This window comes from Aeromicrobium sp. WCS2018Hpa-31 (genome assembly GCF_031843905.1).
Taxonomy (GTDB): domain Bacteria; phylum Actinomycetota; class Actinomycetes; order Propionibacteriales; family Nocardioidaceae; genus Aeromicrobium.
On record NZ_JAVTJF010000015.1, the window covers coordinates 45,027 to 59,802 of the forward strand.

Below are 14,776 nucleotides of genomic sequence, written 5' to 3' on the forward strand. Positions count from 1 at the left end.
CGCGGCCGGGCTGGCATGGTGGAGGGGTGCCGAACCGACTCAGCGCAGCGACCAGCCCGTACCTGCTCCAGCACGCCGACAACCCCGTCGACTGGTGGGAGTGGGGTGACGAGGCGCTCGCGCTCGCGCAGTCGCTCGACCGGCCGATCCTGCTGAGCGTCGGGTACGCCGCGTGCCACTGGTGCCACGTGATGGCGCACGAGTCGTTCGAGGACCCGGCCACCGCGCAGTTCATGAACGACCACTTCGTCAACGTCAAGGTCGACCGCGAGGAGCGGCCCGACGTCGACGCCGTCTACATGCGCGCCACGCAGGCGATGACCGGCCAGGGCGGATGGCCGATGACCGTGGTGCTGGCGCCGACGGGCGAGCCGTTCTTCGCCGGCACCTACTTCCCGCCCGAGCCGCGGCAGGGCCAGCCGGCGTTCACGCAGATCCTGCAGGCGCTCGCCGACGCCTGGCAGAACCGCCGCGACGAGGTGACGAAGGTCGGTGCCGACGTCCTCGAGCACCTGCGCGACGTGGTGGACGCGGGCGGCTCCGCGCTCGACGCCGAGGCGCTGGACGCGGCGCAGACGGTGCTGTCGGGCCAGCACGACGACGAGGCCGGCGGCTACGCCGGAAGCCCCAAGTTCCCGCCGTCGATGGTCCTCGAGGCGTGCCTGCGGCACTGGGCGCGCACGGACACCGAACGCTCCCTCGAGATGGTCCGCACCACCTGTGACGCGATGGCGCGCGGCGGGATGTACGACCAGCTGTCCGGTGGCTTCGCCCGCTACGGCGTCGACCGCTACTGGCAGGTGCCGCACTTCGAGAAGATGCTCTACGACAACGCCCAGCTGCTGCGGGTCTACCTGCACTGGTGGCGGGCCGAGCTGGCGACCGGAGACGTCGGGCGGCAGGCCTTCGCGCGGCGCGTCGCCACGGAGACCGCGGAGTTCCTGCTGGCCGAGCTGGCCACGCCGGAGGGCGGGTTCGCGTCGGCCCTCGACGCCGACAGCGCCGACCCGCGCGGCGAGGTCCACGAGGGCGCCTTCTACGCGTGGAACCCCAACCAGCTGATGCGGCTGCTCGGCGTCTCCGACGGGGCGTGGGCGGCGCAGCTGCTGGGCGTCACCGGCCCGGGCACGTTCGAGCGTGGGTTCTCGACGTTGCAGCTGCGCGAGGACCCCGACGACCCCGAGCGGTGGGCGTCGGTGCGCGCGACGCTCCTGGCGGCTCGTTCCGAGCGCACCCGACCCGCACGGGACGACAAGGTCGTGGCCGCCTGGAACGCCCTGGCGGTCATCGCCCTCGCCGAGGCGGGGGTGCTGCTGGAGGAGCCGCGCTTCACCGACGCCGCCGTGCGCGCTGCCACGCTGCTTGCCGAGGTGCACCTGCGCGACGGTGGCCGCGTGCTGCGAGCGTCGCGCGACGGCGTGGCAGGGGTCCACGACGGTGTGCTGGAGGACCACGCCACGGTGGCCGAGGCGTTCGTCGCGGTGCTCGGCGTGACCGGCGACGCGGTGTGGCTCGAGCGTGCCCAGGCTGTGCTCGAGCGCGTGCTCGACCACTTCGCGGCACCCGACGGCGACGACTTCTTCGACACCGCGGACGACGCGTCCGACCTGGTGGTCCGTCCGCAGGACGCGTCGGACAACGCCTACCCGTCGGGCACGTCGGCCGCCGCGCACGCGTTCGTGGCCGCCGCGGCCGTGACCGGCGACCCGCGCTACCGCGAGGCCGCCGAGCGAGCGGTGCGCTCGGCGGCGCAGCTGGGGGAGAAGCTGCCGCGCTTCGCCGGGTGGACCCTCGCCGCCGCCGAGGCCCTGGTGGCCGGGCCCGACGAGATCGCCGTGGTCGGCCCCGACGCGGACTCACGCAGGAAGATGCATCGTGCCGCCCTGCTGCGCACGGCGCCGGCCGTCGTCGTCGCGTCCGCGTCGGCCGATCCTGCCGTGCCGCTGCTCGCCGACCGGGTGGCCGTCGACGGTCGGGCCACCGCCTACGTCTGCCGCGACCACGTCTGCGCGTTGCCGGTCACCGACCACGCCCTGCTCTGAACCGACCCCCCATCGGTGGATTCTCAACCGCAGCCGCGTCGCTGAGGTTGGCGATCCACCGATGGGGGGCCAGATGTTGAGGATCCACCGATGGGGGGAGGGGCTGGGGTCAGGCGGGGCCGACGGAGGTGACGGTCAGGACGGCCTCGCCGGCGGCGTCGCTGGCGTCGAGGTCGACGGTGGCGGAGATGCCCCAGTCGCGGTGGCTCTCCGGGTCCTCGAAGGTCTGGCGCACGTGCCACGCCCTCCCCTGGACCTGCAGGTCGATGAAGGCCGGGCCGCGGGCCGACGGGCCGGTGCCGAGGTGGTCGTACTCCTCACGGTAGGCCGCCATGGCCTCGCGCCACGCCTCGGCGTCCCAGCCGTCCTCGCCGTCCATCTCGCCCAGCGCGTCCCACCGGCCCAGCGCCGCCAGCTCCACCCGACGGAACATCGCGTTGCGCACCAGCACCCGGAAGGCGCGCTCGTTGGTGGTGACCGGACGGATCGTCTCCTCGCCGTCGGCCACGGCCTGTGCTCGGTCCAGGCTCGCCGGATCGGCCGGGTTCACCAGCGACTCCCACTCGTCGAGCAGGCTCGAGTCGGTCTGGCGGACCAGCTCGCCCAGCCACGCCGTCAGGTCGGTCAGCTCCTCCGTGCGCGCCGACGCCGGCACCGTGCGCTCCAGCGCCTTGTACGCGTCGGACAGGTACCGCAGCACCATGCCCTCCGAGCGCGCGAGCCCGTAGTCCGAGACCAGCTCGGAGAACGTCATGGCCCGCTCGGCCATCTCGCGCACCACCGACTTCGGGCGCAGCTCGTGGTCGCGCACCCACGGGTGCCCCTGGGTGTACGTCTCGTAGGCCGCCTCCAGAAGGTCACGCAACGGCTTCGGGTGCTCGACCTCGTCGAGCAGCTCCATCCGCTCGTCGTACTCGATGCCGTCGGCCTTCATCTGCGCCACCGCCTCGCCCCGCGCGCGGAACACCTGGGCGGAGATGATCGGCCGCGGGTCCTCCAACGTCGCCTCGACGGCCGACACGACGTCGAGGTGGTACTCCGGTGACTCCACGTCGAGCAGGTCGAGCGTGGCGATCGCGAACGGCGACAGCGGCTGGTTGAGCGCGAAGTCGCGCTGCAGGTCGATGGTCAGGACCAGGGTGCGACCCTCCGCGTCGGGCGGGTCGAGCCGCTCGACCACCCCGCCCGCCACGAGGGCCTCGACGATGTCGCGCACCCGGGTCTGCAGCCGCTCGACGTCCTCGGGACGGACCACGCTCTCCTCGATCAGCCGGTCGAGCGCGGCGATCGCGTCGCCGGGACGCTGCGCGACGTCGAGGACCATCGCGTGGGTGACCTGCATGCGCGGCACGAGCGGCTCCGGCGTGCCGTTCACGAGCTTGTCGAACACGGCCTCGTTCCACGAGACGTGACCCTCGGGCGCCTTCTTGCGCTGCACCTTGCGGAGCTTCTTGGGGTCGTCGCCGGCCTTGGCGATCGCCTTCGCGTTCTCGATGTCGTGCTCCGGCGCCAGGACCACCACGTGCCCGACGGTGTCGTAGCCGGCCCGACCTGCGCGCCCGGCGATCTGCGCGAACTCGCGCACCTGCAGCTGGCGCTGGCGACGTCCGTCGTACTTGGTGAGCCCGCTGAACAGCACGGTCCGGATGGGGACGTTGATGCCGACGCCCAGCGTGTCGGTGCCGCACACGACCTTGAGCAGACCCTGCTGGGCCAGCCGCTCCACCAGACGGCGGTAGCGCGGCAGCATGCCCGCGTGGTGCATGCCGATGCCCATACGGACCAGTCGCGACAGCGTCTTGCCGAACGCCGACGTGAACCGGAAGCCGCCGATGGCCTCGGCGATCAGGTCGCGCTCGGCCCGCGACGCGAGCGCGACGCTGCTGAGCGCCTGCGCCCGTTCCAGCGCCGACGCCTGGGTGAAGTGCACGATGTAGACGGGGGACTGGCCGGTCTCCACCAGCTCGGTCACGACCTCCTGCACCGGCGACGTGACGTACTCCGTGACCAGCGGCACCGGTCGCTCGGTCGACGCCACGAGGGCCGTCTCGCGGCCCGTGCGCCGGACCAGGTCCTCGCGCAGCGTCGTGGTGTCGCCCAGCGTGGCCGACATGAGCAGCACCTGCGCCCGTGGGAGCTCCACGAGCGGCACCTGCCACGCCCAGCCGCGGTCGGGGTCGGCGTAGAAGTGGAACTCGTCCATCACGACCAGGCCGACGTCGGCCGCGCTGCCCTCGCGCAGGGCGAGGTTGGCCAGGACCTCGGCCGTGGCCACGACCACCGGGGCGTCGGGGTTCACCGACGCGTCGCCGGTGAGCATGCCCACGTTCTCGGCGCCGAAGACGTCGCACAGGTCGAAGAACTTCTCGCTCACCAGCGCCTTGATGGGGGCGGTGTACACGGCGCACTCGTCGCGCGCCAGGGCGCCGGCGATGGCGGCGGTGGCCACCAGGCTCTTGCCCGAGCCGGTGGGCGTCGCGAGCACCACGTTCGAGCCCGAGAGCAGCTCGAGCACCGCCTCCTCCTGCGCCGGGTACAGCGTGATGCCGCGTCCCTCGACCCAGGTGCCGAACGCGTCGAAGACGTCGTCCGGCGAGGCCCCGTCGGGAACCGACAGTGCCTTCTCCCGCCCGTGGCCCGGGACCCCCGCCGGCGGCGTCGCCCGCCCGCGTTCCGGGAGACCTGCCGGGCTCACCGCTGCTGGTAGGCGAGCAGGCTGACGCCGATGTAGTGGACGATGAACGCCGCGATCGTCAGCGTGTGGAACACCTCGTGGAAGCCGTACCAGCGGGGGAACGGGTCGGGCCACTTGAAGCCGTAGACGAGCGCGCCGATCGTGTAGAGCCCGCCACCGACGACCATGAGCGCGAGCACCGCGGTGGAGGCGTTCTCCTCGAACTCGCCCCAGTACAGGACCGCCGCCCAGCCGAGCAGGATGTACAGCGGCACGTAGATCCACCGCGGGGCACCCACCCAGAACACGCGGAACGCCACCCCGGCCAGGGCGCCGCCCCACACGAGCGTCAGCATGATCGTCGCTTCCTTGGCGTCGAGCAGCAGCAGGCTGAACGGGGTGTACGAGCCGGCGATCAGCAGGAAGATGTTGGCGTGGTCGAGCCGCTTCCAGACCACGCGAGCCTCGTCCGACCACGTGCGGGTGTGGTAGAGCGCGCTGGTGCCGAAGAGCAGCAGCGCCGAGACCATGAAGACCGCCACGCCGGCGCGCACGACGACGTCGTCGGCGATGACCAGCATGACGAGGAACGAGAAGAAGCTGAGGGGCGCCGTGGCGGCGTGCAGCCAGCCCCGGAGCTTCGGCTTGAGCTCGTCCAGGTTGTCGCGGATGCGGTCGGTGACCTCGTCGGTCGACGAGTGGTGATCGGTCCGGGACATGGGGGACAGAGTAGCCCTCCCGACCTGACCGGCCGGGTGTGGTGGGATGAGGATCATGGGGCTCAGCCACGTCGCCTACGGCGTCTACGAGCGCCGACTGCTCAAGCACCTGGATCCGTCCCGGATGCCGAGGCACGTCGGCGCCATCGTCGACGGGAACCGGCGCTGGGCCAAGGACGCCCGGATGGACCTCGAGCAGGGGTATCGGGCGGGTGCGGCGAAGGTCGACGAGTTCCTCGACTGGTGCCACGAGCTCGGCGTCGGGACCGTCACCTTCTGGGTGCTCTCCACCGACAACCTGCAGCGCCCCGAGGCCGAGCTGACCAGCATCCTCGACGCCGTCGAGGCGCTCGTGGGTCGTCTGGCCGACGACGGCCGCTGGCACGTCCGGCTCATCGGGAACCTGCAGCTGCTGCCCGACGACTCGTCGGCGCGCCTGGAGCGCGCGGCCGCCGCGTCGCCCGACACGGCCGGGATCATGCAGGTCAACGTGTGCGTGGGGTACGGCGGACGCCAGGAGCTGACCGACGCGATGCGCGCCCTGCTGCTGGCCGAGGCCGCGAAGGGTCGCTCCCTCGAGGAGGTCGCCTCGACGCTCGAGGTCGACCACATCGCCGACCACCTGTACACGAAGGGCCAGCCCGACCCCGACCTCGTCATCCGCACCTCGGGGGAGCAGCGCCTCTCGGGGTTCCTGCTGTGGCAGAGCGTGCACAGCGAGTTCTACTTCTCCGACGTGCTGTGGCCCGCGTTCCGCCGCGTCGACCTGCTGCGTGCCATGCGCTCCTACGCCGCGCGCGAGCGTCGCTTCGGGGCCTGAACCCGACCGAGCGCTGCTGGGGGCACCTCCCGCTTGCGGGGGCGGACGGTGGGTCTCGGCCCGGCTGGGTCTGCGGGGCGCGGCTGGGATCTCGCCTGCTGCTGCGTCGCTGTGGCTGCACGTTGGGTCGGTCTCCGAAAGGGCCTCGACCGGAATGGCGGGTCTCGGCTCGCTCGGGTCTGCGGGGCGCGGCGGGTTCGCGCTCGCTGCTGCGTCGCTGTGGCTGCGAGTCGGGGTGGTCTCCGGAAGGGCCTCGACCGCAACAGGGGGTCTGGGCTCGAGTGGGTCTGCGGGGCGCGGCCACGATTCTCCATCTGCGCGGGATCCACGCACGATTCGTCCTTCTCGTGGACCGTGCCTCGCGAAGGACGAATCATGGCGACGCAAAGAGCTCCCGACGGGCAGGGATTCTCCCTTCTCGTGGAACGGTCCGCGCAAAGGAAGAATCCCTGCCCACCCGCCGCACGAGTCGCCCCGGCGGACGCAGCATTCTGCCTTCGCGTGCAGAAACCCCAACGATGTTGCGTTGGTGACGGGATCCCGTAGCGAACGCAGCATCCTTCGACCCTTCACGCACGAACGCAGAATCCTGCGTCCCCCGAGCCACGCTCCGAGAGCCCAACCCGACCCCGGACCCCACCGCCGGTCGAGGCCCTTTCGGAGAGCAGGTCGACTCGTAGCCACAGCGACGCAGCCGCAAGGCACGACCCACCCGGAGCAGCGCAGCCGAAGGTCGAGGCCCACCCGGAGCAGCGCAGCCGAAGGTCGAGGCCCAGCCGGAGCAACGCAGCCGCAGGTCGAGGCCCAGCCGACGCAGCGCAGCGCCGCGGCGCGAGGGCCGTGCAGAGTTCATCTGGGCGTTACACGCACACCCGCGTGTCGCCACGCCCGGGGGTGGGGGCGGACGTACGTTGCGAGGGTGTTGATGCTCGCCCCGGAGCCCAGCCGCCCCACCCCCACCGAGTAGGGAAGGGCCGGCGCAGGGGCGCGCGGGTTCTTCGCAGGGAGTCAGACATGACTGTCCAGAAGAGCGTGTCCGCCGCGAACGAGTCGGCCGAGGTCGACGCCGACGTCCGCACCTACGTCCTCGACACCAGCGTCCTGCTGGCCGACCCCGGTGCGGTCACCCGCTTCCACGAGCACGAGGTCGTCATCCCCGTCGTGGTGATCACCGAGCTCGAGGGCAAGCGGCACCACCCCGAGCTCGGCTACTTCGCCCGGACGGCCCTGCGCTTCCTCGACGACCTGCGCGTCAAGCACGGCATGCTCGACGTCCCCCTGCCCATCGGCGACGAGGGCGGCAGCATCCGGGTGGAGCTCAACCACACCAACCCCGAGGCGCTGCCCGCCGGCTTCCGGCTCGGCGACAACGACACCCGCATCCTCGCCGTGGCGAAGAACCTGGCCGACGAAGGGCGTGACGTCACCCTCGTGTCCAAGGACCTGCCCATGCGGGTCAAGGCGTCGGCCGTCGGTCTGGCCGCCGAGGAGTATCGCGCCGAGCTGGCGCTGGAGTCCGGGTGGACCGGCATGCGCGAGGTCGAGGTCGACGCCGTCGACCTCGACACGCTCTACGAGGACGGCAGCCTCGACGTGGCGCTCCTCGACGACGCGACCGTCCGCGACCTGCCCTGCCACACCGGCCTGGTCCTGCTCTCGGAGAAGGGCAGCGGACTCGGCCGGGTGACGGCGGACAAGCGCGTGCAGCTGATCCGGGGCGACCGCGACGCCTTCGGCCTGCACGGCCGCTCGGCCGAGCAGCGGATCGCGCTCGACCTCCTCCTCGACCCCGACATCGGCATCGTCTCGCTCGGCGGCCGCGCCGGCACCGGCAAGTCCGCCCTCGCGATCTGCGCGGGCCTCGAGGCCACGATGGAGCGTCGCCAGCACAAGAAGGTCGTCGTCTTCCGTCCGCTCTACGCCGTCGGCGGCCAGGAGCTCGGCTACCTGCCCGGCAGCTCGGACGAGAAGATGGGCCCCTGGGCGCAGGCGGTCTTCGACACCCTGGGCGCGGTGGCGTCGCCGCACGTCGTCGACGAGATCGTCGATCGCGGCATGCTCGAGGTGCTGCCCCTGACCCACATCCGCGGACGCTCGCTGCACGACGCGTTCGTCATCGTCGACGAGGCGCAGTCGCTCGAGCGCAACGTGCTGCTCACGGTGCTGTCGCGCATCGGCGCCAACTCCAAGGTGGTGCTCACCCACGACGTCGCCCAGCGCGACAACCTGCGGGTCGGCCGGCACGACGGCGTGGTGGCCGTCGTCGAGAAGCTCAAGGGGCACCCCCTGTTCGCGCACATCACGCTCACTCGTTCGGAGCGGTCGCCGGTCGCGGCGCTCGTCACCGAGATGCTGGAGGACGTGGGCGTCTGAGCGACGCCGACCGGGTCGTCCGACGGCCCGGTCGCGAGGGGCGTGCCGCGCGGGAACACCGTCCGGCACGCCCCCTGCTGTGGCAGAGTGACCCCGTGACGAGGAGGGGAGTGTCCGCGGCGTTCGTCGCTGCCGTGATGCTGCTCGTCGCCGCCTGCGCCGGCCCCGGGGAGGAGCCCGGCCCGACGACGCTGAGCTGGTACGTCGGGCCCGAGCGCGCCGACGTCGAGTCCCTCGCGGAGTCGTGCGCCGACGCCTCGGGCGGGCGGTACCGCATCGAGGTCGAGCGACTTCCCGACGACGTCGAGGACCGGCACGCCGAGCTGGTGCGGCGGCTGCTGGCCCGTGACGACTCGATCGACCTGTTCAGCATGGACATGGCGTGGAGCGCCGAGCTGGCCGCCGCGCAGGTGCTCGCCCCGGTGCCCGAGGACCTCAAGCAGCCCTTCGCCCAGGACGTGGTGCCCGCCGCGCTCGAGGCCACCACGGTCGACGGCCTGCTGGTGGCCGCACCGTGGACTTTCGACCCGTGGCTGCTGTGGTGGCGGGGCAACGCCGCCGAGCGGGCCGGGCTCGACACGACCAAGCCGATCACGTGGGACGACCTGCTCGCAGGCGCGGAGCTGAGCGGCCGTCAGGTGCTCGTGGACGACCCCGACGGCGAAGGTCTCGCCGCGTGGGTCAACGCCCTCGTCGTCGGCGCCGGCGGCACGCTGCTGGAGGGTGAGGGCCGCTCGCCCGACGTCGGACTCGACTCCGCCGCGGGCGAGGAGGCCGCCGGCATCGTCGAGTACCTCGCGGAGGCCCGCCTCGGCGGAGACCCGACCGCCGAGGCCGGTGCGGGCCTGGCCCGACGCGGCGGGTTCGTCGTGGCGCCCAGCTCGTTCGTCTCCGACCCCGACGTCGCCACCGTGGCGGGCGACCTGCAGTGGGCGCCGTACCCGCAGGTGGCCGACACGCCCGCGGCCCCCGCCACGGGGGCGGCGCTCGCCGTGCCGCTCTACGCGCCGAGCACGTCGCTCTCGTACGAGGCCGTCTCGTGCCTGACGTCGGCCGACTCGCTCGCGGCCCTCATGACCGGCTCCGGGCACAGCGCGGCGCGCGCCACCACCTACGACGCGCAGGACGTGGTGGCCGGCTACCCGCTGGCCGACGTCACCCGCCCCGCCCTCGAGACGGCGCTGGCGCTGCCCCAGACGCCGTACTGGATGCGGGTCAGGGCGGCGCTCGAGAAGACCTGGACCCCGTTGTCGGCGGTCGGGTCCTCCACCCCGGACCTCTCGCAGAAGGCCGTGCGGTCCGCCGTCGCGGGGGGTCTGCCGTGAGCGCCGACCGTCCCGGCCCCGACGTGCCCGACGCCGAGCAGCCAATCGACACCGACCCCGTCGACACCGACCCCGTCGACACCGTCGACACCGTCGACACCGACCCCGTCGACACCGGCACCGCCGCCGACGATGCGGTCGGTGACGTGGTGCAGGACGACGCGGACGAGCCCGACGGCCACGACCTCGAGCCGATCGGAGCGCCGCCCAGCCGCCGTCGCCGTCGTCGACGTCAGGGAGCCGTGCCGCCCGGCCGTCGACGCTCGGGCTGGCCGATGCTCGCGCCGTCGCTCGTGGTGCTGCTGGGCCTGACGCTCTGGCCGCTGGGACTCGCGGTCTGGTCGTCGTTGCGGCGCTCCTCGCTGACGGTCCAGGACGACACGTTCGTGGGGCTCGACAACCTGACCGGACTCATCGGCGACCGCCAGTGGTGGGTCGCCGTCTCGGTCACCCTGCTGCTCGTGGCGTCCGCCGTCCTGCTGCAGCTGCTGCTCGGCTCGATCGTCGCCGCCGCCGTCCGACGGCTCGCCGTCCCGGCTGCGGTCGTGGCCGTCCTCCTGCTCGTCCCGTTCGCGCTGCTGCCCGTGCTCTCGGCGACGATCTGGCGCGACGCGCTGACCACCGGCGTCGGACCGGCCTGGTTCGGCTACGACGGCGGCGCCACCGCGGCGTCGACGCTGGCCGTGGTGGGCTCGGAGGTGTGGCGGGGGACCGGCATCACGGCGCTCATCCTGCTGGTCGGCCTCTCGCGCGTCGACCGTGTGCTGCTCGACTCCGCGATCGCCGACGGAGCGACGTGGTGGCAGCGGCTGCGTCGGGTCACCTGGCCCGCGGCCGGTCCTGCCGTGGCCGTCGCCGTGCTCTACCGCTCCCTCGACGCCCTGCGCGCCCTCGAGGGGCCGCTGCTGGCCGACCCGCGGGACGGGCTGCGCACCGTGCCCGTGCTGCTGTGGGACACCACGTTCGGGGCGTTCGAGGTCGGCCTCGCGTCGGCCGTCGCCGTCCTGCTCCTGCTGCTGGCCGCTCTCCTGGCCGGTGCCCTGGTCGCCGTCCTCCGGCCCGGGAGGAACGCATGAGACCCACCGTCCGCTCGCGCCTCTGGGCCGCCGGCACCGCCTTCGTGTCCGGCTTCGTCATCGCCAACGTCGGGATCCTGCTCATCACCGGGGCGGACCGCTGGCTGTGGCTCGCCACCGCCGTGGTGCTGATGATCACCGGCGCCGTCGGCGTGCTCGTGGCCGACACCGGACGGCGACTCTCGCTGTGGGCGGTCCTCGGCTTCGAGCTGTTCGTCGTGGCCACGCTTGCGCCGCTGTGGTGGGCGTTCGCCGTCGCGCTCACCCCCGCTGACACGACGGCCGACTCGCTCCTGCCGGCCGACCCCCGGTGGTCGGTGTTCGGCGACGTGCTGGGGGCCGGGGTCCTGCGTGACGCCGCGCTCACCAGCGTCGCCGCCGCCACCGCCGCCACCGCGGTGGCCATGCTGCTCGCCGTCCCGGCCGCCTACGCCCTCACCCGACGTCGGGTGAGGGGAGGTCGCGTCGTGGTGGTCTCCTTCGTGGCCGTGCTGCTTGCGCCGCTGGTCGCCCTCGCCGGACCGTGGTCCGTGACGGCCGCTGACCTGGGTGTGCTCGGCTCGCGCTGGAGCGTGGCGCCCGTCCTGCTGCTCGTGGCGCTGCCGCTGGCGGTCTGGCTGAGCATCCCCGTGCTGCGCGACGCGCCGTGGTCGCTGCGCGACTCGATCCGCAGCGACGGCGCCACCCGGCGCCAGGAGCTGCGCGCCTTCGTGATGCCCGTGCTCGCGCCCGACCTGCTCGTCGTCGCGGCGCTCGTGTGGGTGGTCGCGGCACAGGACGCCGTCCTGGGCGCGGCGCTCGGCCCCACCGACGACTCCCGCACGTTGCCGGCGACGCTCCTGCTCGGCTCGGTCGAGCCGTCCCAGGCCGCCGCCATCGGGCTGCTGTGGCTGCTGCCCGTGCTCGCCCTCGTCGCGATCGCACCCCGTCGCGTCCGTCGCCTGATCGGAAGGGACCACCGATGACCTCCATGGAGCTGCGAGGCGTCCACCTGGACGCCCCCGACGGGACGACCGTGCTCGACGGGCTCGACCTCGTCGTCCCCGAGGGCAGCACGACGGTGCTGTGCGGACCGGCCGGTGCCGGCAAGTCGGCCGTCCTTCGGGTCCTGGTGGGCCTGGAGGAGCACACGGAGGGCGACGTGCTCCTCGACGACATCGTCGTCAACGCGGTCGGCCCCCGGGCCCGCGACCTCGCCCTGGTGCTGCAGGACTACGTGCTGCACCCCCACCTCGACGTGCACGACAACCTGGCCTTCGCGACCCGTCTGCGCCGCGGTCACGACAAGGTCGAGCTGGCCGAGCGGATCGACGAGGTGGCGGCCTTCCTGGCGCTGGACTCCATGCTCGACGCGAAGCCGGCCGACCTGGAGCCGGCCCAGCGCCAGCGGGTGGCGATCGGCCGGGCGCTCGTGCGCGACGCCCTCGGCTACCTGTTCGACGACCCGTTCAGCGCCCAGGCCGACCGCGTGCGCACGCACGTGCGGTCGGTGACCACCCAGTGGCAGCGCGACGAGCAGCGCACGTCGCTGTTCACCACCTCGCGCGCCGACGAGGCCCTCACCATGGCCGACCGCGTGGCCGTCATGCACCGCGGCACCGTCCACCAGACCGGCACGCCCGACGAGGTCTACGCCGATCCCGACGACCTCTTCGTGGCCGCGTTCCTCGGGCAGCCGCCCATGAACCTGCTGCCGGCCACCGTCGGCGACACGCACGTGGAGACGCCCGTGGCCTCCGTGCCGCTCGACGACGCCCTGCGGGCCGCGATCGGCGAGCGCACCACCGTCATCGTCGGCATCCGACCCGAGCACTGCCAGGAGCCCTCGACCGATCCCGCCCCCGCCGCGACGTCGGCGGGCGAGCCCCTCACGGCCGGCGCCATCGCCGCGCAGGCCGAGGCGGGTCGACAGGTGACGGTGGCCGGTCGCGTCGACGACGCGGAGTGGCGCGGCGGCACCCAGCTCGTGTACGTGGGCTACGACCTCGACGAGGACGTCGAGGTGATGCTCGAGGAGATCGAGGACCGGCTCGACTTCGACCTGTTCCAGAACTTCTTCGTGGCCGAGCTGCCCTCGACCGACCGCCGTTCCGCCGGCCAGGACGTGCAGTTCGTGGTGCCGCGCGAGCGCGTGCTGCTGTTCGACGTCGAGACCGGCGCGCGGCTCCGTACGTCGTGACCGACCACGACGTCGGCCGGCGGGAGCCGGCGCTCGACGGACCGGAGGCCTCGGCGGCGCCCGGGGGTGGGGGTGGCTCGGTGCGTGGCCCGTCGTCGGGCGGCTGGGTGCTGCCCGTCCTGTGGGCCCTCGGGTGCACCGCGGCCTACGCCGCCCTCTCCCTGCTGCGGTTCCGCCGGTTCGAGCCGACGTCGTGGGACAACGCGATCTTCGAGCAGGCGGTGCGGGGATACGCCGGGCTGGGTTGGCCGATCGTCGACATCAAGGGGCCGGGCTTCAACATCCTGGGCGACCACTTCTCGCCGATCACCGTGCTGCTGGCGCCCGTCTACGCGGTCGTCCCGTCGGCGCAGACGTTGCTCGTGGCGCAGGCCGTGCTGCTCGGCGTCTCGGTGCTGGTGGTCGGCAGGCTGGCGTCGCGCCACGTCGGGCCGTGGGCCGCAGGGGCCCTCACCGTGGCCTACGGATTGTCCTTCGGCGTGTCTGCGGCGGTCAGGTCGGACTTCCACGAGGTCGCGTTCGGGGCTCCGCTCCTGGCGCTCGCGGGAGCCGCCTACGTGGACCGTCGCTGGCGGGCCGTGGTCGGGTGGTCGCTGCCGCTCCTGCTCGTCAAGGAGGACATGGGGGCCACGGTCCTCATGATCGGCCTCGTGCTGATGCTGGCGGGTGAGCGCCGTCGCGGCACGCTCCTCGCGGCCGTCGGCGTGGTGGGTGCGGCCCTCGTGGTGCTCGTGGTGCTGCCGTCGGTGAACCCCGGCGGCGTGTACGACTACGCGTCCAGCGTCGGCGGCGACCGTGGCGTCCTGGCCACGCTGCTCGACGAGCCGGGAACGAAGGCGTGGACCGTGGTGCTCACGCTCGCGGTCGCCGGCTTCGCGGCACTCGGGTCGCCGTGGGTGCTGCTGGTGCTGCCCACCTTCGCGTGGCGCTTCGTCGGCGACAACCCGTTCTACTGGGGCACCGACTGGCACTACTCGCTGCTGCTCATGACCGTCGTCGTCGTCGCGGCGATCGACACCATGCGTCGGATCCCCGTCGCTCGATGGCTCGCCCTGCCCGCCCTCGCGTTCACTGCGGTGATGCTGCCTTCGACGGCCCTGTGGGCGCTCACCGAGCCGCAGACGTACGAGGTCCCGCCCCGGGCCGAGGTCGCCCAGCAGGTCGTCGACGTGGTGCCCGAGGGCGCCTCGGTGGTGACCGACATCGGTCTCATCACCCACCTCGCGACCGACCGCGACGTGTACTGGCTGGGCACGGTCGGGAGCGGCCCGATGCCCACCGGCGACCCGCAGTACGTGCTGCTCGACCAGCTGGCCGGCGTCGGCTCCCCGCCGGACGCCCGGACCTACGCCGAGGAGACCTTCGGCGGCTCCTGGGTCACCGTCTGGGACGCCGACGGCTACCAGCTGGCCCGACGCGACTGAAGCCCACCGTTCGCGGAGAGGCCCCGGCCGACCGGTCGGGAGCGTGCGTGGACTCGGTGGCCGGATTGCGGCGCGGCGGTGTGGGCTCGGTGGTCGAGTAGCGCGGGGCCGCGAGGTACGAGCGTGCTTCGTGCGTATCGAGAC

The 14,776-nt window shown here is 72.9% G+C and carries 10 protein-coding genes; 8 read left to right on the forward strand and 2 right to left on the reverse strand.

The window, feature by feature from the left end; translation table 11 throughout:
* Positions 1-26 precede the first annotated feature (26 nt).
* A complete protein-coding gene (locus RQG84_RS17395) occupies positions 27-2,042 on the forward strand; it encodes a thioredoxin domain-containing protein (protein WP_311211069.1) in 2,016 nt (671 codons plus the stop codon).
* A gap of 109 nt (positions 2,043-2,151) precedes the next feature.
* Here RQG84_RS17395 and RQG84_RS17400 read toward each other — a convergent pair whose 3' ends face one another.
* Entirely contained in the window at positions 2,152-4,659 is a 2,508-nt protein-coding gene (locus tag RQG84_RS17400) for a DUF3516 domain-containing protein (RefSeq protein ID WP_311211078.1), read from the reverse strand.
* Between the two features lie 74 nt (positions 4,660-4,733).
* On the reverse strand, positions 4,734-5,435 hold the full coding sequence (locus RQG84_RS17405; RefSeq protein WP_311211070.1) for a hemolysin III family protein: 702 nt from the start codon (positions 5,433-5,435) through the stop codon (positions 4,734-4,736).
* Between the two features lie 55 nt (positions 5,436-5,490).
* Between RQG84_RS17405 and RQG84_RS17410 the strand changes: the two genes are divergently transcribed.
* The 7 genes from RQG84_RS17410 to RQG84_RS17440 all read left to right on the forward strand — a co-directional run bounded on the left by RQG84_RS17410 (position 5,491) and on the right by RQG84_RS17440 (position 14,632).
* Positions 5,491-6,255 (forward strand): isoprenyl transferase, encoded by a 765-nt coding sequence (locus RQG84_RS17410; RefSeq protein WP_311211071.1) that lies wholly within the window; start codon positions 5,491-5,493, stop codon positions 6,253-6,255.
* Positions 6,256-7,269: 1,014 nt separating this feature from the next.
* Positions 7,270-8,628: a PhoH family protein gene (locus RQG84_RS17415; protein WP_311211072.1), complete on the forward strand. Its 1,359-nt coding sequence runs from the start codon at positions 7,270-7,272 to the stop codon at positions 8,626-8,628.
* A gap of 95 nt (positions 8,629-8,723) precedes the next feature.
* Positions 8,724-9,953 (forward strand): extracellular solute-binding protein, encoded by a 1,230-nt coding sequence (locus RQG84_RS17420; protein WP_311211073.1) that lies wholly within the window; start codon positions 8,724-8,726, stop codon positions 9,951-9,953.
* Entirely contained in the window at positions 9,950-11,029 is a 1,080-nt protein-coding gene (locus tag RQG84_RS17425) for a sugar ABC transporter permease (protein ID WP_311211074.1), read from the forward strand. The genes RQG84_RS17420 and RQG84_RS17425 overlap by 4 nt, the downstream gene beginning before the upstream one ends.
* Complete coding sequence (locus tag RQG84_RS17430; protein WP_311211075.1) at positions 11,026-11,994, forward strand: hypothetical protein; 969 nt, start codon at positions 11,026-11,028, stop codon at positions 11,992-11,994. The genes RQG84_RS17425 and RQG84_RS17430 overlap by 4 nt, the downstream gene beginning before the upstream one ends.
* Positions 11,991-13,208 (forward strand): ABC transporter ATP-binding protein, encoded by a 1,218-nt coding sequence (locus RQG84_RS17435; RefSeq protein WP_311211076.1) that lies wholly within the window; start codon positions 11,991-11,993, stop codon positions 13,206-13,208. The genes RQG84_RS17430 and RQG84_RS17435 overlap by 4 nt, the downstream gene beginning before the upstream one ends.
* Positions 13,205-14,632: a DUF2079 domain-containing protein gene (locus RQG84_RS17440; protein WP_311211077.1), complete on the forward strand. Its 1,428-nt coding sequence runs from the start codon at positions 13,205-13,207 to the stop codon at positions 14,630-14,632. Before RQG84_RS17435 ends, RQG84_RS17440 begins: the two co-directional genes overlap by 4 nt.
* Positions 14,633-14,776: the final 144 nt, after the last annotated feature.

What these genes read in the sequence shown, in the direction of transcription:
- RQG84_RS17405 (WP_311211070.1), bottom strand. Translation starts at nt 5,435, where the DNA reads ATGTCCCGGACCGATCACCACTCGTCGACCGACGAGGTCACCGACCGC.
- RQG84_RS17410 (WP_311211071.1), top strand. Translation starts at nt 5,491, where the DNA reads ATGGGGCTCAGCCACGTCGCCTACGGCGTCTACGAGCGCCGACTGCTC.
- RQG84_RS17415 (WP_311211072.1), top strand. Translation starts at nt 7,270, where the DNA reads ATGACTGTCCAGAAGAGCGTGTCCGCCGCGAACGAGTCGGCCGAGGTC.
- RQG84_RS17430 (WP_311211075.1), top strand. Translation starts at nt 11,026, where the DNA reads ATGAGACCCACCGTCCGCTCGCGCCTCTGGGCCGCCGGCACCGCCTTC.
- RQG84_RS17435 (WP_311211076.1), top strand. Translation starts at nt 11,991, where the DNA reads ATGACCTCCATGGAGCTGCGAGGCGTCCACCTGGACGCCCCCGACGGG.